Below are 22,276 nucleotides of genomic sequence, written 5' to 3'. Positions count from 1 at the left end.
CCGGGGTGTACTCCACTTCTATGCCTGCTTGTGTGGTATGGATCAATAATCGTTATTACCAGCCCCTTTGGCCTCAGCTGTCTACGTTTGTGTTCTCAGTCTGAAATTGCTTATTCCTGTGGAGTTTTTTTGCTCCTTCTGTTTATTTGTACAACAAAATTTTTTACAACAATATTCATTCTCAATAGCAGTAGCAGCCTATGAACCTGGTCATTTATCAAAATGGAACCACGCCTTCGTTGGAGTGGGACAAAAGTCTTAGCGTTGGAATCGCTGAGCTGGATGACCAACATAAAGAAATGATTGATTTGCTCAATGAGCTGCATCGTTCTCTTTTAAAGTCAGATCAGGTTCAGGCTCGTAAAATTCTGGATGCTTTGATTCAATGCACCCAGATTCATTTTTCAGTGGAAGAGAGTTTGATGCAGATTCTCAATTACCCTGAATATGACGAGCATAAATATCGCCATTCAATCCTGCTGGTTGAAATGCGTAAACTGCAGAGCCGGGTAAAAAACTGGCAACAGGCAGACTATGAAAGACTGATCTTGTTAAAGACCAGTTTTTCACGACACTTTATGGAAGAAGATAAAGATTACAGTGCCTTCTTCCATAATCACGGTATTGAGAAAAAGAAAAGCAGCTCTCGTTCCTTGCTTGGCCTTTTCGGTTAAAAGTCAGCAGTTAACATTTGTAGCCAAATAGCTGCAGTTAAACGTCGTCTTTTCTGGCAACCTGGTAAGCGTGATAATCCGGTACTTCACGTTCATAAGCATCGTTCATCAGAGCAGAAGTCATCAGAAAATCTGCAGTGCTTCGGTTACAGGCAACTGGAATATTCCATACCGCAGCAATACGCAGCAAGGCTTTTACATCAGGGTCATGGGGCTGAGACTCCAGTGGATCCCAGAAGAATACCAGTCCATCCAGCCGGCATTCGGCAATCATGGCACCGATCTGCTGATCACCTCCCAGTGGACCACTCATCAGACGTGTGACTTCAATTCCCAGTTTGTCTTCCAGCAGACCACCGGTGGTTCCTGTTGCATACAGTTCATGTTGTGACAGGACGGCCTTGTGATCACAGGCCCATTGAAGAAGGTCTGGCTTTTTGTTGTCGTGTGCAACCAGAGCTAGCCGTTTGCGGGCATTCATTTCAAGCAGCGTGTAGTCCATTGTTGTGGGCTCTTCTGACCGGATATGTTGAAAGCATACTGTACCAGCCATGACGTCACAGCATACCCGCAACCGGTCAATAAAAGCGTGACTACCGAGCGCAGTGCGACCTCATCCAGCAGCCATTCATGAGCGGCATAACCGGCCAGTAGCCAAACCAGAGCCTGTGGATTAAAGCCATAAAAGAACCGGTAGCAACCGTTTGGATTAAGCAGTTCTATCGGATCCAGACACTGTTTTCGCAATACAATATAGTCAGTGATCAGAATGCCTGTGACGGGAGCAAACAGGGCGCCCATTGCTGTCATCATCTGCTGGATAGACCATACAGTATCAGGCAGCAGGCAAAGTAATAGCGCCAGAATAGTAATCAGCCAGGTCGTCACTCTCCTTCCCCAGCCTTCTGTCAGATTGCACAGGGAAAGGCCACCGGTATACAGATTGATGGCATTGATGGTCCAGTTATCCAGAATGATCACCAGTGCCATTGCCAATAAGGCAACCGGGCTGGAAATCATGGTTGTCAGCACTGCAAAAGGGTTGGCTTCAGTTCCACCGCCCATGGCGACGATACAGGCACCAAAAGCGGCACCCAGCAGTGTTCCTGTTGCGGCACCCAGCAGTGATCCAAACCACATTTCCCGGTGAGATTTCATATGGCGGGTAAAGTCGGCAGCATCTGTGATCAGGCTCAGAGTGCTGGCAAAAATGGCGTTGGCCCAAAGCCAGATAGCAATGTCATTTCCGGACTGAGTGGAGAACAACAGTAGGTCTTCTGGCAGTAAGGACTGTTGAGGGGCATTGAATAACAGGTAAAACAGATAAGAGAACAGTACCAGTTTGAGTGGAAACGACCAGCATCCCAGCTGACACAGAGAGCGGTAACCGGAAACCGCCACTAAAGCCTGAATAATGGCAAAGCCAACGGCGATAGCTGCTAAAGGCAATTCGATGCCTAGCCCTGCCTTGATAACAACCTGTAGTGCCATAGCCCCGGCCAGGGTCTGAAAAGCAAACCAGTAAACCGAGCACAGCATGCGAAGCAGTGAGGTAATATAGCGTGAGCCCTGAATCCCGAAGGCTGACCGGCAGATAACCTGCCCCGGCAAGCCATAGCGGACTCCTGCACCTGCCATCAGCAGGTAAGGAATCATGCTGACAAAAATGGCTCCTGCCTGAACCGCAATGACTACCCATACCGGCAATCCGGCAACGACAGCCATACCGGCAGTTATCAGGGTGCCGGGGTTAATCAGGTAGTTAACAACAATATTGAAAATGTCATACCAGCGGGCAGCCCTGAATATTTCAGGCACTGTTTCAATACCAAAGGGTTCAGCCAGTTCTCTGGGATTCGGCTGCGCTGGCCGAGGAGTGTCTTTTCTATATGTCATCGCTTCTGGCAGCCCGAGCGGGCTGATTAAAACCGGGATATAGAAAAGTAGACGATATTTCTACTTGCTGCCGAATCAGCTGTTTGTGAACAGGTTACTGGAAGAACAGTCGGGAGCCGCTTTCCGAGTCGTTGTCCCGGGGCTCCGGTAAATCCATATTCAGCTGCAACAACTGGGTACCAAGCAGCTTTGCCTGTCCTTTGTAGCGACGGTCCTGTCCGGCCGCAAATTCGAATTCAAAGGTACGCAGCAACGAGACCTGGCCCATGGTATTGCGCTTTAGCCGGGTTTCAGAGCGAAACACGGTCTCATCCAGCAGCTGTACATTTACCTTGCGGCAAGCCTGTCGGCAGTGGCGAATCGCCAGCTCGGAGACCTTGCGGGTATCTTGCCAGTACCAGGCAACTGCCACCAGGGCAGCCATAAAAAGTAGTTCTGTTATTCCTGTCATGCCCGCAGTTTAGGTCAATCGCCGGTGTAAAAGAACCCTTGCAGAAATCTGTATGAAGAGGAAATTAAACCTTTACCTTCCAGTTAGGGTAAGGGTTATGCTCAGTGCAGGATTTCATTATACGCTGCGGAAAAGCCATCATGAGCAGTCACTCAACCCGGCTGGCGCTGACCGGGGTTAACTGTGCCGGTTGTGTCGGCAAAATCGAAAAAGCCTTACTGGCGGTAGACGGTGTTGTAACCGCTACAGTATCTCTGGCCGAGAAAACGGCAACTGTCGAAAGCAATGTATCGAATCAGCAGCTGCTGGAAAAAGCTGTTGAAGGTGCCGGCTTTGGTGCCAGCATTTTGCCTCCTGATGATGAAAAGCAGCTTGCCATTGCTTCTATGAAGTGTGCCGGTTGTGTCGGGCGGATAGAAAAAGCACTGAATAATGTTACTGGCGTCAGCAACGTTGCCACCAATCTGGCAGATAAAACGGTGACCGTTGATGGTTATGCGGCTGTTGCCGATCTGCTGGAAGCACTTGAAACGGCAGGTTACCCAGGAACTGTCGTAGATACTGAAGAGGAGCGTCGCCAGCAACAGGAAGAACAGGATCACTCCCGTTATCGCTATCTGTTGAAGCATACTTTTATTGCTCTTGGACTCGGCCTGCCTTTGATGTTGTGGGGGCTGATTACCGGTGAAATGAGTGTTGGCAGTCCGGGGCAACAGCTGGCATGGGGCAGTGTCGGGTTGCTGACTTTACTGGTGCTGGTGGTTTCCGGGCGCCATTTCTATACCGGCATGTGGCAGGCACTGAAACATCACAATGCCAATATGGATACCCTGATTGCGACCGGTACCGGTATTGCCTGGCTGTACTCCATGTGTGTGGTGCTGTTTCCTGAACTGCTGCCGGTCAGTGCACGGCATGTGTACTTTGAAGCCTCGGCGATGATTATCGGTCTGATTAATCTGGGACAGGCACTGGAGTTGCGGGCCAAGGGCAAAACCAGTGAGGCGGTAAAACGTTTATTGGGGTTGCAGGCTAAAACGGCGCGTGTCGTTCGTAATGGTGTTGAAACCGATATTCCTGTGGCTCTGGTCAAAAAGGGTGACATTGTACGGGTACGGCCGGGAGAGAAGGTCCCCGTCGATGGCATTGTCACAGAAGGTTCCAGCTTGCTGGATGAGTCAATGCTGACAGGTGAGCCGTTACCCGTCAGCAAAACCGCTGGAGATGATATTTCGGCAGGTACCCTGAACAAAAACGGCAGCCTGCTATTCAGGGCCGAAAAGGTTGGAAGTGAAACAGCACTGGCCCATATCATCGCCATGGTGAAAAGGGCTCAGAACTCCAAAATGCCGATTGCCCGAATGGCTGACAAAATCGCCTCGATCTTTGTGCCAACGGTATTACTGATTGCAGTGGCTTCAGCTCTGATCTGGTTTAACTTTGGCCCTGATCCGAGAGTGGTACATATGCTGGTGGTTGCCACCACAGTACTGATTATTGCCTGCCCCTGCGCGTTGGGTCTGGCAACGCCGATGTCGGTAATGTCCGGCGTCGGGCGGGCTGCCGAGTTGGGTATTTTGATTCGCAAGGGCGATGCCCTGCAGCAGGCCAGCAAGATCACCACTCTGGTGTTGGACAAGACCGGAACCATCACTGAGGGCGCACCAGCTGTCACTGATATTGTGGCAGTTGATGAACGTTTCTCTCGGGATCAGTTACTGGTTCTGGCTGCCAGTCTGGAAACCGGCTCGGAACACCCGCTGGCTGAAGCCGTTATTGAATCAGCCAGAAGTCGTAGTCTGGAATTACTACCTGTTTCCGGTTTCTCGGCGCTGACAGGTCACGGTATTTCCGGTGAAATTGATGGTCGTCAGGTACTGCTGGGTAACCGCAAGTTGATGGCTGATAACGCCATCAATATAGAAATGATCGCAGAACAGGCCGATCTGTTTGCCGCTGATGGCTGTACCCCGGTGTTCCTGGCTGTGGATAACTCTCTGGCTGGTTTGATTGCGATTGCCGACCCGGTTCGAAATGATTCAATTGAAGCCATAAACCGGCTACACCAGATGGGTGTCAAAGTGATTATGCTGACCGGTGATAACGCTGCGACAGCGGCAGCGGTTGCCCGGCAGACCGGTATTGATGCACTCAAGGCTGAAATGTTGCCTAGGGATAAAGAGCAGCATGTGCTGGAGCTGCAGCAACAGGGCGAAATCGTCGGTATGACCGGCGATGGCATCAACGATGCACCGGCTCTGGCCAGGGCTGATGTGGGCTTTGCTATTGGCGCCGGTACCGATATCGCCATTGAATCTGCAGATATCACGCTGATGCGCTCTTCTCTTCATGGTTTGGCTGATGCCATCGAGTTATCCCGGGCAACACTGAAAAATATCAGACAGAACCTGTTTGGTGCCTTCGTATATAACTCGCTGGGGATTCCGGTTGCTGCCGGTGTTCTCTATCCCTTTACCGGTATGTTGCTTAATCCGGTAATTGCCGGTGCAGCAATGGCATTGTCGTCTGTAACTGTGGTGACGAATGCCAACCGGTTAAGAAGGTTCAAACCCTCAACTACAGCTTCTGCCGGGGAGTAATCATTATGGATATGTTGGTTAACCTTGCCGGTTTTGCCCTGATGGGATTGATCGTTTACTGGTTCTGGCTTAGCCCGGGTAAAAAGTGAGTAGGCGATGAATATTTCCAAGGCAGCAAACGCAACCGGGCTGACAGCCAAAACCATCCGTTATTACGAGAGTATGGGACTGCTATCTCCTGCACAGCGGCTGGAGAATGGCTACAGGGATTACAGTGATTCACACTTGAGGGAAATGTCGTTTATTCGTCATGCGAGGGAGCTTGGCTTTACGCTGGAAGAGTGCGGTGAACTACTGGCACTTTATAAAGACGACAGCCGTAAAAGTGCCAGCGTTAAAGCATTGGCACTGAAAAAAATTGAGGATGTAGAGGTCAAAATTGCCCAGCTGCAGGAGATTCGAAACAGTCTGCAAGAACTGACAACCTGTTGTCATGGTGATGATTTGCCGGATTGCCCAATTCTGGAGCGACTAGCCGGTAGGGAATAAGCGGAGAATAAAAATAAGTCAGAGGACAAAAGCTGCGGAAAGTGATATTCAATGAATGCAGAAAAACAAGAGCAGTAACGGAATTGCCCTATGTCCTCTTCCTTCGGATTTGATCTTAAGGCGCTGGAAGTTTTTGTCGAAGTCGTTAAAACCGGGAATATGACAACGGCTGCCCAGCGTCTGGGAATTACCCAGTCCTCGATCTCGCAGACTCTGTCGAATCTGGAAAAAACATTCGAGATTCAGCTGGTGGATCGCTCAGTGCGACCGATGCAGATTACGCCTGATGGGCGCTATTTCTATGATCGCAGTACCCGAATACTGGAACAAGCACGCCAGACCAGCCATAACCTGAAATCAGGACAGACCCGGCAGATTGATCATGTGCGGATTGCTCTGGTTGATTCCATGGTTTCCAGCTTCAGTACACCGATACTGCGAGCCCTTCGACAACAAGTATCAGACTGGTCAATCGCTTCCGGTTTATCCCATGTTCATGCCAGCAGCCTGCTGTCTCATGACGTTGATATTATTATTTCTGATGATGCGGTGCTCGACAGTCCGGAGCTGAATCGTTACCCGCTGTTCCGGGAACCATTAGTGCTGATTACACCGGCACACTTTCCCTATCGCCAGGATCGGATGAGTGATCTGTTAAATGTGCTGGAGCTGGCTCGCTATCCGGATCACACCCTGATCGGAAAATCTGTTGCGCACCAACTGGCTCGGCTGCAACTGGAACCCTCCAGACGGCTGGTGCTGGATAATACCTATGCCGTAATCAATATGGTGGCTTCCGGTCAGTGCTGGGCTATCACTACGCCGCTTTGCCTCTATCACTGTAAGACACTGGTTCAGGAGCGGGTTAAAGTTCATCCCTTACCTTACCCGACTGATTATCGGGAGCTAACGCTGGTCAGCCGGCGCTATGACTTATGGACTATGCCTGAACACATAGCAGAAATAAGTCGTTCAATATTTAGCCGGCAGGTTGTACCCGAGCTGGTTCAATGGCTTCCGTGGTTGGAGAATTCACTGGATATCGGGAAGGCCTCAACTACACAACAATCACCAACTATTAATTTAATTAATACTGCCGTTTTATAGCTGCTTATGCTGTTTGTTTCTAATTTTGTGAGCTTCTACACTGCTTTCAGGCAGTAGTACCCCCCTCTAAAACAAAGAACAAAAACAAGAGAGCAGTCTATATGCTGGAAGCGACTTCAACACCACCTTCAAGCTCGGTGGAATACGAACAGGTCTCTGATGATTATCTGAAACAGCGCCAGTTAAAAAAGGGGGCCGCAGGCTGGATTGTGCTGGCCGGGCTGGGCGTATCCTACGTTATCTCCGGTGATTTTGCCGGCTGGAACTTTGGTCTGGAACAGGGTGGCTTCGGCGGTATGCTGGTGGCAACCCTGATTATGGCGATTATGTACACCTTTATGGTGCTGTCGCTGGCTGAACTGTCATCATCCCTGCCTACCGCGGGTGGTGGTTATTCTTACGCTCGCCGTGCCATGGGGCCCTGGGGAGGTTACCTGACCGGTACCGCAATCCTGCTTGAATACGCCATTGCACCTGCCGCTATCGCAGTCTTTATTGGTGGATATGTAAACGAGTTGTTCGGGCTGGACGGGCCGCTGGTTTATGCGGCGTTTTATGCGCTGTTTGTCGGTCTCCATTTGTGGGGTGCGGGCGAGGCGCTGAAAATCATGATGGTGATTACAGCACTGGCAAGCCTTGCGATTATCGCCTTTATCCTCGGCATGATTCCGGCTTTCGAAGTCGATAATCTGTTCGATATTGCTGTAAATGCTGAAGCGGTCGGAGCCTCTTCCTTCCTGCCCGAAGGCTATATCGGCATCTGGGCTGCGATTCCTTTTGCCATGTGGCTGTTCCTGGCAGTAGAAGGTGTCCCGCTGGCTGCAGAAGAAGCAACCGACCCCAAGAAAGATATGCCCCGTGGCATTATTACCGCGATGGTTATCCTGCTGTTGTTCGGTGGTCTGGTACTGGTTCTGGCTCCTGGTGGTGCCGGTGCGGAGCTGATGAAAGATCATGCCGCCCCGCTGGTTGGCGCCCTGCAGCACGTTTACGGTGAAGATTCTTCCGTTGCCACCTTCGTCAATCTGGTAGGTCTGGCAGGTCTTATTGCCTCGTTCTTCTCCATTATCTACGCCTACTCCCGCCAGGTGTTTGCGCTTTCCAGAGCGGGTTATCTGCCTCGCTTCCTGTCCAAGACCGGCGATCGCAAAGTACCCACTATGGCACTGGTTGTACCGGGCATTATTGGTTTCCTGTTATCGCTGACCGGTGAAGGTGATCTGATGATTACCATGGCAGTATTCGGTGCCACCATCTCTTACGCCATGATGATGCTGTCGCATATTATCCTGCGAGTAAAAGAGCCGAAAATGGAGCGCCCTTACAAGACTCCGGGTGGTATTGCTACTTCAGGCATCGCACTGGTTCTCGCAGTGATTGCCTTTATTTCCACTTTCCTTGTAAGTCAGGAAGCTGCATTCTGGTCAGCTGTTTTCTACGCCATCATGGTGGCTTACTTTGCTTTCTATAGCCGTCACCATCTGGTTGCGAAAGCGCCGGAAGAAGAGTTCGAAGCCATTGCCAAAGCTGAGTCTGAACTGAGCTGATAGTCAGTCATAATCCTAGATAAATAGCTTACGGCGCTCTTGATACGGGTTTTACAAGAGCGCCCCACTGCAGAACAAAAACAACAACAGGAAGTACTGCATGCTGAATCCCAGAGATGTAAAAACCATTGCTGATGCCCGCAAAATTGTGGAAGAGCGCGGCCTGTCGCATGTGAAGGTCGGGCTGTTTGATAACGACGGCGTTATGCTCGGTAAGTACATGAGCAAGTCCAAGTTTTTCTCTTCGCTGGAAAACGGTTTTGCTTTCTGTGATGTGGTGCTTGGCTGGGACAGCAAGGACCAGCTGTACGACAATGTTAAATATACCGGCTGGCATACCGGCTACCCGGATGCGCCGGTTAGAATTTTGCCCCACTCCTGCCGTGAATTACCGCTGGAAAACGGCATGCTGCTGTTTATGGGGGAATTCAAGGATCAGGCGGAGACTATCTGCCCACGTGGCACTCTGCGTCGTGTGATTGAAAAAGCGGCAAACCTTGGGTTTGACGCTAAAGCTGCGCTGGAATATGAATTCTTCATGTTTCAGGAAACTCCGGAGTCTGTTCGTGAAAAAGGATTCCGCAACCTGAAGCCGATGACTCCGGACTGGTTTGGTTATTCTATTCTACGTAACTCGGTTCACTCTGACCTGTACCACCAGATTCTCAGTCTGGCGGAGGAGATGGACTTTCCGCTGGAAGGCATCCATACCGAAACCGGCCCGGGTGTACTTGAAGCCGCTATCGCTGTTGATTCAGCTGAAAATGCTGCAGATAAAGCTGCCCTGTTCAAAACCTTTATTAAAGTGCTGGCGCAAAAAAATGAACTGATGGCGACGTTTATGGCCAAATGGTCACCGGACTATCCCGGTCAGAGTGGTCATATCCATCTGTCGTTGTTTAACACGGGTGATGGCAAGTCAGCATTCTACGACCCTTCCCAAAAGCATAATATCAGCAAGATTCAGCGACACTTTATTGCCGGTCAGCAGCGCCTGATGCCGGAGTTTCTGCCAATGATTGCTCCGACTGTGAACAGCTATACCCGTTTGATTCCAGGCTTCTGGGCGCCAACCGATGCCACCTGGGGGGTTGAAAACCGCACTACGGCATTGCGGGTAATCCCCGGTTCGGAGAAATCTCAGCGGGTTGAATATCGTCTGGGTTCTGCGGATGCCAACCCTTACCTGTCACTGGCGGCAGCACTGGCTGCCGGACTGCAGGGCATTATTCACCAGTGGGAGCCGGATGATCAGGTGAAAGGCAATGCCTACGACCAGAATCATGCTCCAGAGCTGGCGTTACCTTCTACCCTGTGGGAAGCCGCACAGCGCTTCAAGCAGTCTGACGCTGCCCGCACCATGTTCGGTGATGAGTTTGTAGAACATTATGCCGCTTCCCGGGAGTGGGAAGAGCGAGAGTTCCGCAAGCATATTACCGACTGGGAAATGGATCGCTATTTCGAAATTATCTGAAGTTGGAGCAGAGCCATGAATAATATCCAGCAAACGGTCTCTCCCATTGATGGTTCCGTCTATGTTGAACGGACGCTGGCAACCCGGGAACAGATAGATCAGGCCACTGCATTGGCCGTTACAGCACAGCAGGCATGGAAGGGGACTTCCCTTTCCGAACGCAAGCGTATCTGCCGTCAGGCTGTGGATAACTTTGTCAGCCAGAAAGAAGAAATCGCTCAGGAAATTACCTGGCAGATGGGGCGTCCGATCCGCTATACCGCAGGTGAAGTCGGGGGCTTTACCGAGCGTGCCAGCTATATGATTGATGCAGCGGAAGAAGCACTGCGTCCTGTCACAACATCGGATAAAGAAGGCTTTACCCGTTATATCAAGCGGGAAGCGGTGGGTGTGGTGCTGGTTATCGCACCCTGGAACTACCCGCTACTGACTGCAATTAACAGCATTATGCCGGCACTTATGGCAGGTAATGCCGTATTACTGAAGCACTCTGCCCAGACACCGCTGTGTGCAGAGCGGATGGTTGAAGCATTTACTCAGGCCGGGCTACCTGAAGGTCTGTTCCAGTGCCTGCATATGTCACACCAGGATACGGAGTACCTGATTCAGTCTGAAGCGGTAAAGCATGTGGCTTTTACCGGTTCAGTACCGGCGGGTGCCACTGTTGAAAAGGCAGCGGCAGGGCGGTTTATCGGCATGGGACTGGAGCTGGGTGGCAAGGATCCGGCTTATGTTCGGGCCGATGCTGATCTGGATTATGCTGCCGAGACGGTTATCGACGGTGCGTTCTTTAACTCGGGTCAGTCCTGCTGTGGCATTGAACGGATTTATGTGGACGAAACCGTATTTGATGCTTTTGTGGAGAAAGCCGTAGCGCTGGTTAAAGCCTATCGTTTGGGCAGGCCGGATGATCCGGAAACGACACTGGGGCCGCTGGTTAAAACCAGCGCCGCTGATTTTGTCCGTGGACAGGTTGCAGAAGCTGTTGAGCAGGGCGCGAAGGCGCATATTGACCCGGAACTGTTCCCTGAAAGTAAAGCCGGAACACCTTATCTGGCTCCGCAACTGCTGACTGACGTTGATCACTCCATGCGGGTGATGACCGAAGAAAGTTTTGGCCCTGTCGTCGGTATCCAGAAAGTGTCGTCCGATAAGGAAGCCATTACTCTGATGAACGACAGTGAATTTGGCCTGACCGCTTCAATTTTTACTCAGGATATTGAAACCGGTGTAGATCTGGGTGAACAGGTGGAAACCGGTACTTTCTTTATCAACCGCTGTGACTATCTTGACCCTGCACTGGCCTGGACGGGCATCAAAAACTCCGGGCGAGGTTGCACTCTGTCGGTACTGGGTTATGACGCTGTAACCCGACCCAAGTCGTTCCATATCAAGTATTCACAAAAATAGACGTATGGATGGGGCCCCATATTATGAGCATTGAGCGTTTTACTTCGAACTGGAACTATCCGACAGCTGTTCGGGCGGGTATTGGGCGTATTAAGGATCTGCCTGCCGCCTGTCAGGAACTGGGTATTAACAATCCTCTGATCGTCACCGATCCCGGTTTGTGTGAGCTTCCGTTTGTACTGGATGCCATGCAGCACTGCCGTGAAGTGCTTTCAGGTTGCGGTATTTTTTCGGATATCAAAGGCAATCCTACCGGCGAAAACGTCACTGCAGGTGTGAAGGCCTGCCATGCCGGTCAGCATGATGGTGTTATTGCATTTGGCGGTGGTTCGGCGCTGGATGCAGGTAAGGCAATTGCCCTGATGGTCGGGCAACGCAGGGAAATCTGGGATTTTGAAGATGTCGGGGATAACTACCTTCGGGTCAATACCGAAGGCATGATTCCCGTTGTAGCCGTGCCGACCACCGCTGGCACCGGTTCTGAAGTAGGCCGTGCGTCCGTTATTACCGATCAGGCACTGAAAGTGAAAAAAATCATTTTTCACCCGGATATGCTGCCGAAAATTGTGATTCTTGATGCATCCCTGACTTGTGGCCTGCCGCCGCATATCACCGCTGCAACCGGTATGGACGCACTGTCGCACAGTCTTGAAGCTTACTGTTCTCCCTTCTATCACCCGATGGCTCAGGGCATTGCGCTGGAAGGTATTCGATTGGTGAAAGACTACCTTCCGGCAGCTGTCACAGATGGTAATAATCTTGAGGCGAGGATGCAGATGCTGGTAGCTTCAAGTATGGGGGCCACTGCATTTCAGAAAGGTCTGGGCGGCATGCATGCCCTGGCTCACCCGCTGGGGGCCTTGTATGACAAGCACCATGGCTTACTGAATGCAGTTCTGATGCCTTATGTGCTGAAGGCAAACGAGTCCGCAATTGCTGACAGACTGACATCACTCAGCCGTTACTTGGGTCTTGAAAACCCAGGTTTTGAGAGTTTCCTGAACTGGGTGCTGGAACTGAGACAGCAGCTGGATATTCCGCATACGCTGGCAGAGATTGGCATTGATGACCAACAGCTTGAAACGGTTGGTCAGATGGCAGTCGCTGATCCGTCAGCCGGGGGCAACCCGATTCAGTTTACAGCAGCTGAATACCAACAAATTATGATGGCGGCTATCAAAGGGGATACCTGATGAGGGTTGGACTACTTCTGTGTGACGATGTACGACCCGAGCTACAGCCAGAGCATTCAAACTACCCTGAGATGTTTGAGGCTCTGCTTAAAAGACAGTCAGAAGATATTGAACTGGTGACATACCGGGTGCTGGATGAAGAACTACCAGCAACAACAGCAGAATGCGACTACTGGCTTATTTCCGGTAGTCGTCACGGTGTAAACGACGGTTATAGCTGGATTGGCCTGCTGGAGGACTTTGTTCGCCGGCTTTATGCGGAACAGAGGAAACTGGTTGGTATTTGCTTCGGGCATCAGGTGATGGCTACGGCGCTGGGAGGCACTGTCGTTAAATCCGGAAAAGGATGGGGTGTCGGTTTATCGAAAAACGCCATTACTCAGCAGAAACACTGGATGCAGCCAACACCACCCTGGTCCGAGCAACAGTTCCGATTGTTGGTAAGTCATCAGGATCAGGTAGCGACATTACCGGATTCTGCTGAAGTTGTGGCTGGCAGTGACTTCTGCCCGTTTTATATGGTGCAGTACGGCGAACACTTTCTGAGCATTCAGGGTCACCCCGAGTTTAGCAAGCCGTATGCTGTAGCCCTGATGAACTGCAGACGCGAAAGCATTGGTGAAGATATTATCCAGCAGGGTGTTGATTCTCTGGCTGAAGATCCGGACAGTGATTTGATTTGTCACTGGATTGTCCGCTTCTTCCAGCAAACTCCCTGATCCATCCAGGATAGACAAAGAGGCTCGGCATTTTATGCCGGGCCTTTTTCTCTTCATAAGACTGAAAATTATTTTTCGTCTTATCTCTCGCTGTATTTCCTTACACCACAGGCTTTACCGGTTGATTTAGATGTGACTTCCCCACGGAATTCGTGATTTTTATTTGTTGTCACATTTGACAATAAACTTTGGTAGGGCTATAAATTGTCACAAGTGACAATTAACGAGGTTTGATCATGGCCAGACCGAGCAAAAAAGAAGAGAGAACCGAACAGGTACTGCAGGCATTTCAGCGCTGTGTTGCCCGCTATGGTCTGGAAGGCAGTTCGCTGGAGCGTATTGCTGAGGAATCAGGCCTGCAGCGCAGTCTGGTAAGACACTTTGTCGGTAACCGTAACGATCTGATTCAGCGATTGGCAGTACGGGTAGTTGAGCAGTCAGACCAGCAATGGCAGGAGCTGATTGACTGGCTACCTGCAACCAATGTGGTCGATCCCTTGCTGGATGTGCTGTTTGAGTATCACGGCTCCGATCCTGAACTGCTGATGGTGGTGGAAGCGATGATTTTTGCCTCAGCCCGTGACCCGTTCCTGAAAGAGCTGATGCAAGGGTGGATGCGCAAGTTTACCGAAAGTGTAGAGCTGTTATTGCGTCGGGATTTTCCGGATGCAGATCAGGCTGATATTGCGGCGGTAGGGTTCGGGATTGTTTCACTTTACATCAACCTGGATTCACTCAACCCGCTGGGAATGATGAGCCTTTATAAAGTACCGGCCAGACAGGCAGCTGAAAAGCTGATCGAATCTCTAAAAACCAGTTCTTAAAACAATAACTGCATCAAGCTGAGAGGAAAGTAGTATGCCGTGGACTTATATGTTGGGTATCGCCCTGATGCTGTGGGTTTGCTGGGACCTGATTACCGGGAGTGCCTGGCTGCACCGTGAGTATCACCGCTCCAGTGAACCTTTTGGCTACTGGTGCACCCTGTTGCTCTGGTTGGGCGTCGCTGTTTCCTGTTTCTACTGGTAAGGATTGATGATGGAGTTACCCAAGCATAATTCCGTTCTTCGTGGCCTGTACGTTGCCTTGCTTGTTTCCATGTTTGGTTTTCTTGGCTGGTGGGCAACAGTGCCCGATATCAGCAGCTGGTACTACTAAGTCAATTCGTACCGCTATTTAAACTTGTACCACTAATTAAAAGTAAAAGAGTCAGAGGCACCCAGAGGTGCGTAGAGGTAGAGAATTATGGGTGAAGACGCATGGCTGGAATATATCGAGTATATATCCTTTGATATATACGACTGGGTTGTTGTTTTCGCGGTATTGTTCCTGGGACTGGAAGTGCTGGACGAGATGGTTACCCGGCGTCTGAACAAAGAGCGTTTTCTGGAAACCCTTTCCAGCCTGTTTACCCAGGTGCCGTTCTATCTGGCAGAAACTGCCGTATTTGCCGGCGCAGTTTACCTGTATTTCTCCATCTACGAGTACATTCCCTGGAAGCAACCGGTCAATGGCTATACTGCTGTTCTGGTGCTGTTCCTTGCCGACTTTACCTACTATGTAGAGCACTATGCGCTGCACAAGGTGAGACTGTTGTGGATGGCTCATGCGGTGCATCACAGCTCCACCGTTATGAATACGGCAACAGCCTTCCGCTTCAGCCTGTTCGATCCGGTCGCTTCTGTCATTTTCCATCTGCCGCTGGTGCTGATGGGCTTTAACCCGATTCTGATTTTTGCTGCCGAAGTGCTGGTTCAGGCTTATCAGTTCTGGCTTCACAACGAAATGGTCGGAAAGCTGGGGCCGCTGGAATGGATATTCAATACGCCTTCACACCACCGGGTACACCACGGCTCTGATCGTAAGTACCTGGATAAAAACTTCGGCGGCATCCTGATTGTCTGGGATCGTTTGTTTGGAACCTTCAAGAAAGAAGAGGAGATTCCCAGCTATGGCCTGACTATTCCCATGACCAGTAAAAATCCGCTGGTTGTCCAATTCTCCGAGTTTCCGGCTCTTTTCAAAGATCTTCGCCGGGCACGAAATATCTCTGAATTCACCGGCTATCTGTTCCGGGGACCCGGCTGGAAGCCGCGCACAGATCCGTAACTGTTAGCTTGAGAAAAATGACTTTAGATGAGTCGTTTCAGGTAGATCGTTTTAGGTAAGTCGTTTTAGGTAAGAAGTCCGAGGCAATTATGCTGCGTTATTTGTTTATTACTCTGCTGGCCAGTCTGCCCTTTGGTTTGCAGGCTGCAGAGCTGGATGTTGAGCTGACCGGTATTCGCAACAGCCAGGGGAATATTCTGATCTCCGTGTTTAACAATGCTGCTGCGTTTAATGCCCAGGCTCAGAATAATGCCGAAATTTCGCTTTCCCAGAAAGCGCAGCAGGGAACGATGAAATTTCGGTTCACCAATCTGAATCCCGGGGACTATGCCCTGATGGTTCATCATGATGAAAACGGCGATGGTGTGGTGAATATGAGCGGCAGAATACCGACTGAGGGCTATGCGTTCAGTGGCGGTAAGGGGCGATCTTCTGTTCCAACATTTGACCAGGCGCGCCTGCATGTTGGTAATGGTGAAAACAGGGAAGTGATCAGCGTTATTTATCTGAAAAAGTAATCAGTGGGTGGTCACAGATGTTTCTGTGACCACCATAAGGGGGAAGTGAGATGAAGGTTTACATTATCAAGGCCTCCCGCAATAACAGCCTGTTCAAGGAATACAAAGGCTTTATGGCGGCTCCACCACAGAGCATTTATGCCCTGTCTGCGGTGACCCCGGACTGGGTGGATGTTGATATGGTTGATGAAACCTCGCAGGGCCCGGCTGATCCCGATATCAATGTTGATTTAGTAGCGATCTTCATGTCGACACCGGATGCCTTACGGGGTTATGAGCTGGGCGACCATTATCGCCGCCGGGGCATTAAGGTGGTTTTCGGTGGACTGCATGCGACGTTTGTTTCGGAAGAAACCCTGCAACATGCCGATGCCGTTATGCGCGGTGAAGCCGAACAGCTCTGGCCGCAGTTACTAAACGACTTTTATCAGGGAAAAATGGCCCAGCGTTATGAAAGTGCAGAGCCACCTTCCATGGTTAAGATGGCACCTTATCCGCACGATTACATCGATCTGAAACCCTACGATGAAATGGGCTCTGTCATGGTTTCCAGAGGGTGCCGGTTCAAGTGTGATTACTGCACTGTACATAAGTTTTTCCCGACGTTCCGCACCCGCCCGGTGGCAGAAGTTGTGGATGAAATCAAAGCATCAGGTCTCGAATATCTGGAACTGCATGCGGATAACCTGATTGCTGACCGTAACTATGCTCTGGAATTATTTGAAGCGCTTAAACCGTTGAATATCAAATGGATGGCAGAAGCGACCCTGAATATTGCCCAGCATGATGACATCCTGCAGGCAGCCGCAGAGAGCGGACTGTTCTATTTGCTGGTAGGCGTTGAAACCCCAAGTCAGGAAGCTCTGAAAGCCAGTGGCAAAGGCTTTATCAAGATTGACCGGGTGAAAGAAAATATTGCCAAACTGCACGAATATCAGATTGCTGTCGATTCAGCCATGATTTTTGGTTTTGACGCTCACAAACCGGATATCTTCGAGCAGTCGCTGGAATTTGCCGATGAGGTGGAATTCGATACCTGTTCAGCTGCAATCCTGACACCGTTCCCGGGAACTGAACTGTATCAGCGACTGGACCAGGAAGGGCGGCTGCTCACCAAAGACTGGTCACGCTATGACTGCAGTCATGCGGTATTTGAACCAAAACATATGACACCGGATGAATTGGAAGAAGGTGCTGACTGGTTCCACCGTAAATACAACAGTTTTGGTCGTTCAACCAAACGAAAAATGACTCGGGTAAAGAATTTAGGCGTCGCCAACGCCATGTACTTTTAACGGATATTCCTTTATATCCGGTGGTTTTGTCCGGTTAGACATATCCGGCTGCAGGAGACCATCGTTGAACAATATTAAATGGCGGGCGCTGTCAGGCACGGCAGCAGTACTGGTTGCCTGCTGGTTTCAGATTATGTGGCTGTGGGGGCTGATTATCCTGTTACTGGTTATACCGGATATTCGCAGTGGTCATACCCATTTTTTTGAGCCTGTCAGCCGCAGGGACAACCCGAAAACTTTCTGGTTTATCAATATCACTTGGCTGGTGTTGGCTGTCGGTCTGTTACTTCTCTGGTAACAGGCCGACAGCATCTTTTTGAACATTATTTAAACACTGGCAGCCGATCGTCAAAGGGGATAAACAAGCCTCTTTGACGACCCAGTGCCTATCAGTAAAAAGCAAATACCCTCTTGGCCCTGCCCCGAATAGCAACCAAAAGCTGCTGACTATCCATTTTGCCAGACTCTTTCCCCTGTCCTTATCTCACAAATGAGAAACGTTATCATCCATATTGAAATGTTATATTATAACAATTACACTAAGCGTCCTTTTCCAGAAAGGCATCTTTAGGGGAGCAGCTCAATGAAGCCAGGTATTCATCCGGAATATCGTGAAGTAGTGTTTCACGACACCTCATCAGACACATACTTTGTCATTGGCTCCACAGCCCAGACTGCACGCACGATTGAGTACAAAGGCCAGACGTATCCGTATATGACCATTGATGTATCCAGTGCATCACATCCGTTTTATACCGGTAAACAGCGCACTACCCAAAATGATGGGCGTATAGCGAGGTTTAACAAGCGCTATAAGACAGGTGGTACCAAGTAATGCAAGTGCTGAGTTCTTTGAAAAGTGCAAAATCCCGCCATCCGGACTGTCAGGTCGTAAAGCGCCGGGGGAGAATTTACGTCATTTGCAAATCCAACCCGCGCTTCAAGGCGGTGCAAGGTAAGTCGAGGAAAAAGTTCTAGTTGTTGCTGGCTGCTTAAGCGGCCGCTGCAGGGACGACCCGAAGACCTTCTGGTTTATTTCTGTCACTTGGCTAGTGTTGGCTGTCTGCTTGTTATTGATCTTGTATCAGGTCGGCAGCTTCTTTTTGTGACACAAAAAGCTCTTCGTCAAAGAGGTTTATCTGACCTCTTTGACGACCAGATAGCAATCAGCTCAAATCAGTGAGAAGCGAATACCTGTGTTTGCCCGTCTTCAGTGTAACTGTAGGTTTTATAGGCATCCTTCTGCGGGCCGAAATCCATACCGGGAGAACCCATCGGCATACCCGGTACAGTCAAACCCCGGATCGCCGGCTTTTCGCTTAGCATCCGCTTGATATCAGCGGCCGGAACATGACCTTCAACAGCATAATCACCGACAAAAGCGGTATGGCATGAACCCATACCGTAAGGCAGATCTGCTTCCTTCTTGTAGACGGTAACATCATCAACATTGAAGCTTTTTACCTTAAAGCGGTTTTCTTCAAGATGTTTGACCCAGCCGGTGCAGCAGCCACAGGTTGGTGACTTGAACACGGTAATGGTTGGCAGCGACTGTGCAGCAAAGCCCTGCAGGGAAACCAGCATCAGGGTCGTAGCAGCAAAAAAGGCTTTCAGCGTTTTCATAACAATATGCTCTCTTTCTTTTCGGGCTGTTCAGATAAAAGTCAGCCCGGCAGTTAAACCGTAAAAATCAACAAAACAGGATTTGTTGTGGCCTACTCAAGAAAGGAGACATTGGCCAGATAGATATCTGGTCTGGAAGCAAGAATTATTGGCTCACTGTCAGTCTGCCAGTGACGAATGGTGTGAACAGGATCTAACGTCTGCTGCGCAGTTATATACAGCAGGGCAAATAAAGGTTCCGGGTGATCGGGTAGAAAGGTCTGGGGCAATCCATCTGCACTTTCACATTCCGGGCAGAGTGTTTCAGCTTCTGCGGTAACCTGTGCCAGCTTGTCGGGCAGACAGCAGTCGTGAGCTGATACAGATTCTTCAGAGGTTACGGAGACAGGAAGCTCTGGCTGAAGGTCAGACGGTTGAGCATTGACGATCGGCACCAGACAGAACTGCAACACAGACAACAGCATCAACACCAGCAGAGTGGTGCCGAGAGGGCGACTGTAATGTTGTTGCAGATGGGTAAACATCGTACCGGGCTTTTCGCTTGCTTTGGATAGCACTGCCTGACTATAAACCTTACTGTGGCTGGAAGGTCAATGATCGGTATGGTTTCAGTATTTGCTCGCAGCATTCTATCTGTGATGGTGTTGATGTGATGAAGAATGCTGATAATAAGTAGGTAGAAAGAGTCGCTTCACAGAACCTGAACCGTAAATCAAACGAAGTTTATGCAGGCCATTTGATACTAAAATGGATACCTCGTTTTTGTGGTCGAAGCTAAGATTGTCTTTTAATACAGTACAGAAATATTCAGTGCTACTCACATCTCTTAGTGCTGTTAGATGCTCTAGAGCTTGAGGACCAACACGAAAGGAGATAGAAGTCGATTCTCTGTTTAACCATTGGCAAATTTTAGAGGCTTCACTGGAAGCGTATCTCTGTGGACTCAGCTTGAACGTATAGAAAGCTATTAACGCTAAGGCAAAACCCCAAAAAATAAACTTTGATTTCATGCTCTAGTGGACTTCTTTAAAAGTATACATGGAATCCGCTCTGACTTTTTCTGTCTGTATAAGGTTAATAAGAATGCAGCAGATTGAATAACAGGCTGCTGCGAGGTGGGGTTGTTAATTACCGGCCCCAAGAATGGGAGTTGCTCCCCAAAACCGTTATTCAAGCTGTCCTGTTGATTTTTAACTATTTGAGCAGTTCTTCATACACCGTTTCACCGCCGACGACAGTTTCAATAACAGTTGTCGTATGAATCATGCGAGCCGGCGTTTCAAACAGGTTCTGGCTTAACACGATGTAGTCTGCCTGCTTGCCAACTTCGAGTGATCCGATCTGGTCATCAAGCCCCAACTGATAGGCGCTGTTGATTGTATAGCCCTGAATCAGCTCTTCTAGTGACAGCCTTTCGTCCTTGCCCGGCAATACCATACTTGTTTCAACACCTGGACGCTGACGAGTCATGCCAACTTCAATGCCATAGAGCGGAGAGCTTTCCAGAAAACCTACCCCTGATGCCGGAAAATCACTGCCCATACTGACCATCAAACCACGCTCAAACATGGTATCGAATCGCATCTGTTGCTGCGCCCGGTCCTCTCCCAGCATGGTTTCCCAGCTGCTGAAAGACTGGTTAACGTTCTGGGCCCATGGCGGTGAAACCTGAGCAACCAGCCGGGCATCGGCCAGGCGTTGAATATCCTCATCGTTAATAAACTGCAAATGAGTGACTACATGACGTGCGGCACCATAACGGTTTTCCTTGCGCAGGTTCTCAAGCGCATTGATGGTTTCGTGCGCAGTACGGTTACCAATGGCATGAACCATAACCTGAATATTCTTTTTGTCGATCGGACGAATCAGTGCTTCCAACTCTTTTTCACTGAACAGGGTACTGCCACTGTGCCCGAGTCCGGAGTAGGGTCGGTAAACAGCTGCGGTGCCAGCCTCAAGCGTTCCGTCATTACTAATCTTGATTGCCTGCATCTGGAACCGGGGACTGAAATAACGAGACTTCAGTCGTTCAAATTCTGATAAGGCGTTTTCTGCACTTTGCTTGTCGAGAATAAAATGACTGGCCTGATAGTGGAGTGGAAGTTCTCCTTCAGCATCCATTTCTACCAGTGCCTGAAATGCACCTTCTCCGACCACAGGAATACCGGCGTCAAACAGAGCGGTAATACCGACCTGTGACAGCATCGGCAGCATGGTTTCATAGGCTTCAATAAAGTTGTCTTTATCCCCCAATCCCAGTTTTTTAAGGGCTGGCCAAAATGCTCCTGCTTCAACCAGCCAGCCGGTTGGGTTGCCATCCTTGTCCCGCTGGTAGTAATGCACACCGGGTACCGGGTCTGGTGTAGAGCTTGTGATTTCAAGTAGCTCCAGCCCTTTAGTGTTGACCCAGGCACTGTGAGCATCGCCGGCAATCAGAATAACAGGGCGGTCACTGACCGCTTTATCCAGTTGCTTTGCTGTTGGGCCATCAGGGCCGAAAATAGCAGGAAACCAGCCGAAGCCGAGAATGGCTTTTCGCTGCGGGTTGGCTGCAGCAAATTCTTTAACCTCCAGAACAACAGCATCGGGAGATTTAGCATCGATCAGTTGCGCTCCGGTGTTCATCAGTGCTGCAACGCCGGGGTGGATATGGGATGACACAAATCCGGGCATGATGAATTTGTTGTCACCATTGATGACTGTCGTATTTCCCCCTTTCAGACTTTTTACGTCTTCGCTCGAACCGATAGCGACAATTCGACCGTTACTGTACGCCATGGCAGATGCCCATGGCTGATCAGGGTTAGAGGTATAAATCCGGGCATTTTCAACAATGGTTTCCGCGGGTTCGCTGGCAGTCGAAAGTGTGCAGCCAAGGCTTAGCATCAAACTGGTAGCCAATAACAGGGCGGGCCTCAGACAAATCATGGAAGCTCCTTCGGAGATAGCTCAGGCAAGAGGGTTATCGAGGGATGGATATAAATTAGCGCAAAAGCTAACAGTGTTATAAATTGATATCAACAATCCTGAATCGAGGCTGTTCAGTTTTAACTGTGTCCTTGTTATCTACCTGAAGAATCTTCGGACTATCAGCTTATATCGTGCTGTTTTTTAGAATGATCCATGCTTTTTAAAGCGATTTTTTAACTGTGACGTATTTCCTAAAGTAGC

General features: G+C 49.8%; 24 protein-coding genes. 18 read left to right on the top strand and 6 right to left on the bottom strand.

Annotated features, from left to right (window positions below; genetic code table 11):
- Positions 1-200 precede the first annotated feature (200 nt).
- Positions 201-674 carry a bacteriohemerythrin gene (locus tag ACYZZ0_RS19260; RefSeq protein ID WP_461538286.1) on the top strand — a complete coding sequence of 158 codons (474 nt, stop codon included), beginning with the start codon at positions 201-203 and terminating at the stop codon, positions 672-674.
- A gap of 37 nt (positions 675-711) precedes the next feature.
- On the opposite strand, the gene ACYZZ0_RS19255 is transcribed toward ACYZZ0_RS19260, so the two are convergent.
- The 3 genes from ACYZZ0_RS19255 to ACYZZ0_RS19245 all read right to left on the bottom strand — a co-directional run bounded on the left by ACYZZ0_RS19255 (position 712) and on the right by ACYZZ0_RS19245 (position 2,994).
- On the bottom strand, positions 712-1,176 hold the full coding sequence (locus ACYZZ0_RS19255; protein ID WP_461538285.1) for a methylglyoxal synthase: 465 nt from the start codon (positions 1,174-1,176) through the stop codon (positions 712-714).
- The gene (locus ACYZZ0_RS19250; RefSeq protein WP_461538284.1) at positions 1,152-2,570 is read right to left on the bottom strand and encodes a purine-cytosine permease family protein; all 1,419 of its coding nucleotides are present in this window, start codon (positions 2,568-2,570) and stop codon (positions 1,152-1,154) included. Before ACYZZ0_RS19250 ends, ACYZZ0_RS19255 begins: the two co-directional genes overlap by 25 nt.
- A 94-nt stretch (positions 2,571-2,664) precedes the next feature.
- On the bottom strand, positions 2,665-2,994 hold the full coding sequence (locus tag ACYZZ0_RS19245) for a DUF3301 domain-containing protein (protein WP_461538283.1): 330 nt from the start codon (positions 2,992-2,994) through the stop codon (positions 2,665-2,667).
- A gap of 167 nt (positions 2,995-3,161) precedes the next feature.
- On the opposite strand from ACYZZ0_RS19245, the gene ACYZZ0_RS19240 reads away from it, so the two are divergent.
- From ACYZZ0_RS19240 to ykgO, 17 genes are all read left to right on the top strand, one after another.
- Positions 3,162-5,621: a heavy metal translocating P-type ATPase gene (locus ACYZZ0_RS19240; RefSeq protein ID WP_461538282.1), complete on the top strand. Its 2,460-nt coding sequence runs from the start codon at positions 3,162-3,164 to the stop codon at positions 5,619-5,621.
- Between the two features lie 96 nt (positions 5,622-5,717).
- Positions 5,718-6,110, top strand: a complete 393-nt coding sequence (gene cueR, locus ACYZZ0_RS19235; RefSeq protein ID WP_461538281.1) for a Cu(I)-responsive transcriptional regulator — start codon at positions 5,718-5,720, stop codon at positions 6,108-6,110.
- 90 nt (positions 6,111-6,200) lie between these two features.
- Positions 6,201-7,217: a LysR family transcriptional regulator gene (locus ACYZZ0_RS19230; protein WP_461538280.1), complete on the top strand. Its 1,017-nt coding sequence runs from the start codon at positions 6,201-6,203 to the stop codon at positions 7,215-7,217.
- A 101-nt stretch (positions 7,218-7,318) separates the two neighbouring features.
- Positions 7,319-8,764, top strand: coding sequence for an ethanolamine permease (gene eat, locus ACYZZ0_RS19225; protein ID WP_461538279.1), 1,446 nt, complete (start codon positions 7,319-7,321; stop codon positions 8,762-8,764).
- A 100-nt stretch (positions 8,765-8,864) separates the two neighbouring features.
- On the top strand, positions 8,865-10,238 hold the full coding sequence (locus ACYZZ0_RS19220; RefSeq protein ID WP_461538278.1) for a glutamine synthetase family protein: 1,374 nt from the start codon (positions 8,865-8,867) through the stop codon (positions 10,236-10,238).
- A 15-nt stretch (positions 10,239-10,253) separates the two neighbouring features.
- On the top strand, positions 10,254-11,648 hold the full coding sequence (locus tag ACYZZ0_RS19215) for an aldehyde dehydrogenase family protein (protein ID WP_461538277.1): 1,395 nt from the start codon (positions 10,254-10,256) through the stop codon (positions 11,646-11,648).
- Positions 11,649-11,671: 23 nt separating this feature from the next.
- Entirely contained in the window at positions 11,672-12,841 is a 1,170-nt protein-coding gene (locus ACYZZ0_RS19210) for an iron-containing alcohol dehydrogenase (protein WP_461538276.1), read from the top strand.
- Positions 12,841-13,560 (top strand): glutamine amidotransferase-related protein, encoded by a 720-nt coding sequence (locus ACYZZ0_RS19205; protein ID WP_461538275.1) that lies wholly within the window; start codon positions 12,841-12,843, stop codon positions 13,558-13,560. Before ACYZZ0_RS19210 ends, ACYZZ0_RS19205 begins: the two co-directional genes overlap by 1 nt.
- Before the next feature lie 236 nt (positions 13,561-13,796).
- Positions 13,797-14,384 (top strand): TetR/AcrR family transcriptional regulator, encoded by a 588-nt coding sequence (locus ACYZZ0_RS19200; RefSeq protein WP_461538274.1) that lies wholly within the window; start codon positions 13,797-13,799, stop codon positions 14,382-14,384.
- A gap of 34 nt (positions 14,385-14,418) precedes the next feature.
- The gene (locus tag ACYZZ0_RS19195) at positions 14,419-14,589 is read left to right on the top strand and encodes a hypothetical protein (RefSeq protein WP_461538273.1); all 171 of its coding nucleotides are present in this window, start codon (positions 14,419-14,421) and stop codon (positions 14,587-14,589) included.
- A gap of 6 nt (positions 14,590-14,595) precedes the next feature.
- Entirely contained in the window at positions 14,596-14,718 is a 123-nt protein-coding gene (locus ACYZZ0_RS19190; protein ID WP_461538272.1) for a hypothetical protein, read from the top strand.
- Positions 14,719-14,805: 87 nt separating this feature from the next.
- Positions 14,806-15,669 carry a sterol desaturase family protein gene (locus ACYZZ0_RS19185; RefSeq protein WP_461538271.1) on the top strand — a complete coding sequence of 288 codons (864 nt, stop codon included), beginning with the start codon at positions 14,806-14,808 and terminating at the stop codon, positions 15,667-15,669.
- Between the two features lie 89 nt (positions 15,670-15,758).
- Positions 15,759-16,187 (top strand): DUF2141 domain-containing protein, encoded by a 429-nt coding sequence (locus ACYZZ0_RS19180; protein WP_461538270.1) that lies wholly within the window; start codon positions 15,759-15,761, stop codon positions 16,185-16,187.
- 50 nt (positions 16,188-16,237) lie between these two features.
- Positions 16,238-17,482, top strand: a complete 1,245-nt coding sequence (locus ACYZZ0_RS19175; protein ID WP_461538269.1) for a B12-binding domain-containing radical SAM protein — start codon at positions 16,238-16,240, stop codon at positions 17,480-17,482.
- Positions 17,483-17,546: 64 nt separating this feature from the next.
- Positions 17,547-17,780: a hypothetical protein gene (locus ACYZZ0_RS19170; protein ID WP_461538268.1), complete on the top strand. Its 234-nt coding sequence runs from the start codon at positions 17,547-17,549 to the stop codon at positions 17,778-17,780.
- A 285-nt stretch (positions 17,781-18,065) separates the two neighbouring features.
- A complete protein-coding gene (locus ACYZZ0_RS19165) occupies positions 18,066-18,317 on the top strand; it encodes a type B 50S ribosomal protein L31 (protein WP_461538267.1) in 252 nt (83 codons plus the stop codon).
- The gene (gene ykgO / locus ACYZZ0_RS19160) at positions 18,317-18,460 is read left to right on the top strand and encodes a type B 50S ribosomal protein L36 (RefSeq protein ID WP_461538266.1); all 144 of its coding nucleotides are present in this window, start codon (positions 18,317-18,319) and stop codon (positions 18,458-18,460) included. Before ACYZZ0_RS19165 ends, ykgO begins: the two co-directional genes overlap by 1 nt.
- A 198-nt stretch (positions 18,461-18,658) precedes the next feature.
- Here the strand turns inward: ykgO and ACYZZ0_RS19155 are convergent, their stop codons facing one another.
- The 3 genes from ACYZZ0_RS19155 to ACYZZ0_RS19145 all read right to left on the bottom strand — a co-directional run bounded on the left by ACYZZ0_RS19155 (position 18,659) and on the right by ACYZZ0_RS19145 (position 22,033).
- On the bottom strand, positions 18,659-19,105 hold the full coding sequence (locus tag ACYZZ0_RS19155; protein ID WP_461538265.1) for a DUF411 domain-containing protein: 447 nt from the start codon (positions 19,103-19,105) through the stop codon (positions 18,659-18,661).
- Between the two features lie 92 nt (positions 19,106-19,197).
- Entirely contained in the window at positions 19,198-19,662 is a 465-nt protein-coding gene (locus ACYZZ0_RS19150) for a hypothetical protein (protein ID WP_461538264.1), read from the bottom strand.
- A gap of 637 nt (positions 19,663-20,299) precedes the next feature.
- Positions 20,300-22,033, bottom strand: a complete 1,734-nt coding sequence (locus ACYZZ0_RS19145) for an amidohydrolase (protein ID WP_461538263.1) — start codon at positions 22,031-22,033, stop codon at positions 20,300-20,302.
- Between the last annotated feature and the right edge of the window lie 243 nt (positions 22,034-22,276).

It is taken from the genome of Spongorhabdus nitratireducens (assembly GCA_947387575.1).
GTDB lineage: Bacteria > Pseudomonadota > Gammaproteobacteria > Pseudomonadales > Endozoicomonadaceae > CANDOC01.
This window is presented reverse-complemented; position numbering and strand designations above follow the sequence as displayed.

Coding starts and splice junctions, on each gene's coding strand:
- ACYZZ0_RS19260 (WP_461538286.1), top strand. CDS start 201: ATGAACCTGGTCATTTATCAAAATGGAACCACGCCTTCGTTGGAGTGG.
- ACYZZ0_RS19255 (WP_461538285.1), bottom strand. CDS start 1,176: ATGGACTACACGCTGCTTGAAATGAATGCCCGCAAACGGCTAGCTCTG.
- ACYZZ0_RS19250 (WP_461538284.1), bottom strand. CDS start 2,570: ATGACATATAGAAAAGACACTCCTCGGCCAGCGCAGCCGAATCCCAGA.
- ACYZZ0_RS19245 (WP_461538283.1), bottom strand. CDS start 2,994: ATGGCTGCCCTGGTGGCAGTTGCCTGGTACTGGCAAGATACCCGCAAG.
- ACYZZ0_RS19240 (WP_461538282.1), top strand. CDS start 3,162: ATGAGCAGTCACTCAACCCGGCTGGCGCTGACCGGGGTTAACTGTGCC.
- cueR (WP_461538281.1), top strand. CDS start 5,718: ATGAATATTTCCAAGGCAGCAAACGCAACCGGGCTGACAGCCAAAACC.
- ACYZZ0_RS19230 (WP_461538280.1), top strand. CDS start 6,201: ATGTCCTCTTCCTTCGGATTTGATCTTAAGGCGCTGGAAGTTTTTGTC.
- eat (WP_461538279.1), top strand. CDS start 7,319: ATGCTGGAAGCGACTTCAACACCACCTTCAAGCTCGGTGGAATACGAA.
- ACYZZ0_RS19220 (WP_461538278.1), top strand. CDS start 8,865: ATGCTGAATCCCAGAGATGTAAAAACCATTGCTGATGCCCGCAAAATT.
- ACYZZ0_RS19215 (WP_461538277.1), top strand. CDS start 10,254: ATGAATAATATCCAGCAAACGGTCTCTCCCATTGATGGTTCCGTCTAT.
- ACYZZ0_RS19210 (WP_461538276.1), top strand. CDS start 11,672: ATGAGCATTGAGCGTTTTACTTCGAACTGGAACTATCCGACAGCTGTT.
- ACYZZ0_RS19205 (WP_461538275.1), top strand. CDS start 12,841: ATGAGGGTTGGACTACTTCTGTGTGACGATGTACGACCCGAGCTACAG.
- ACYZZ0_RS19200 (WP_461538274.1), top strand. CDS start 13,797: ATGGCCAGACCGAGCAAAAAAGAAGAGAGAACCGAACAGGTACTGCAG.
- ACYZZ0_RS19195 (WP_461538273.1), top strand. CDS start 14,419: ATGCCGTGGACTTATATGTTGGGTATCGCCCTGATGCTGTGGGTTTGC.
- ACYZZ0_RS19190 (WP_461538272.1), top strand. CDS start 14,596: ATGATGGAGTTACCCAAGCATAATTCCGTTCTTCGTGGCCTGTACGTT.
- ACYZZ0_RS19185 (WP_461538271.1), top strand. CDS start 14,806: ATGGGTGAAGACGCATGGCTGGAATATATCGAGTATATATCCTTTGAT.
- ACYZZ0_RS19180 (WP_461538270.1), top strand. CDS start 15,759: ATGCTGCGTTATTTGTTTATTACTCTGCTGGCCAGTCTGCCCTTTGGT.
- ACYZZ0_RS19175 (WP_461538269.1), top strand. CDS start 16,238: ATGAAGGTTTACATTATCAAGGCCTCCCGCAATAACAGCCTGTTCAAG.
- ACYZZ0_RS19165 (WP_461538267.1), top strand. CDS start 18,066: ATGAAGCCAGGTATTCATCCGGAATATCGTGAAGTAGTGTTTCACGAC.
- ykgO (WP_461538266.1), top strand. CDS start 18,317: ATGCAAGTGCTGAGTTCTTTGAAAAGTGCAAAATCCCGCCATCCGGAC.
- ACYZZ0_RS19155 (WP_461538265.1), bottom strand. CDS start 19,105: ATGAAAACGCTGAAAGCCTTTTTTGCTGCTACGACCCTGATGCTGGTT.
- ACYZZ0_RS19145 (WP_461538263.1), bottom strand. CDS start 22,033: ATGATTTGTCTGAGGCCCGCCCTGTTATTGGCTACCAGTTTGATGCTA.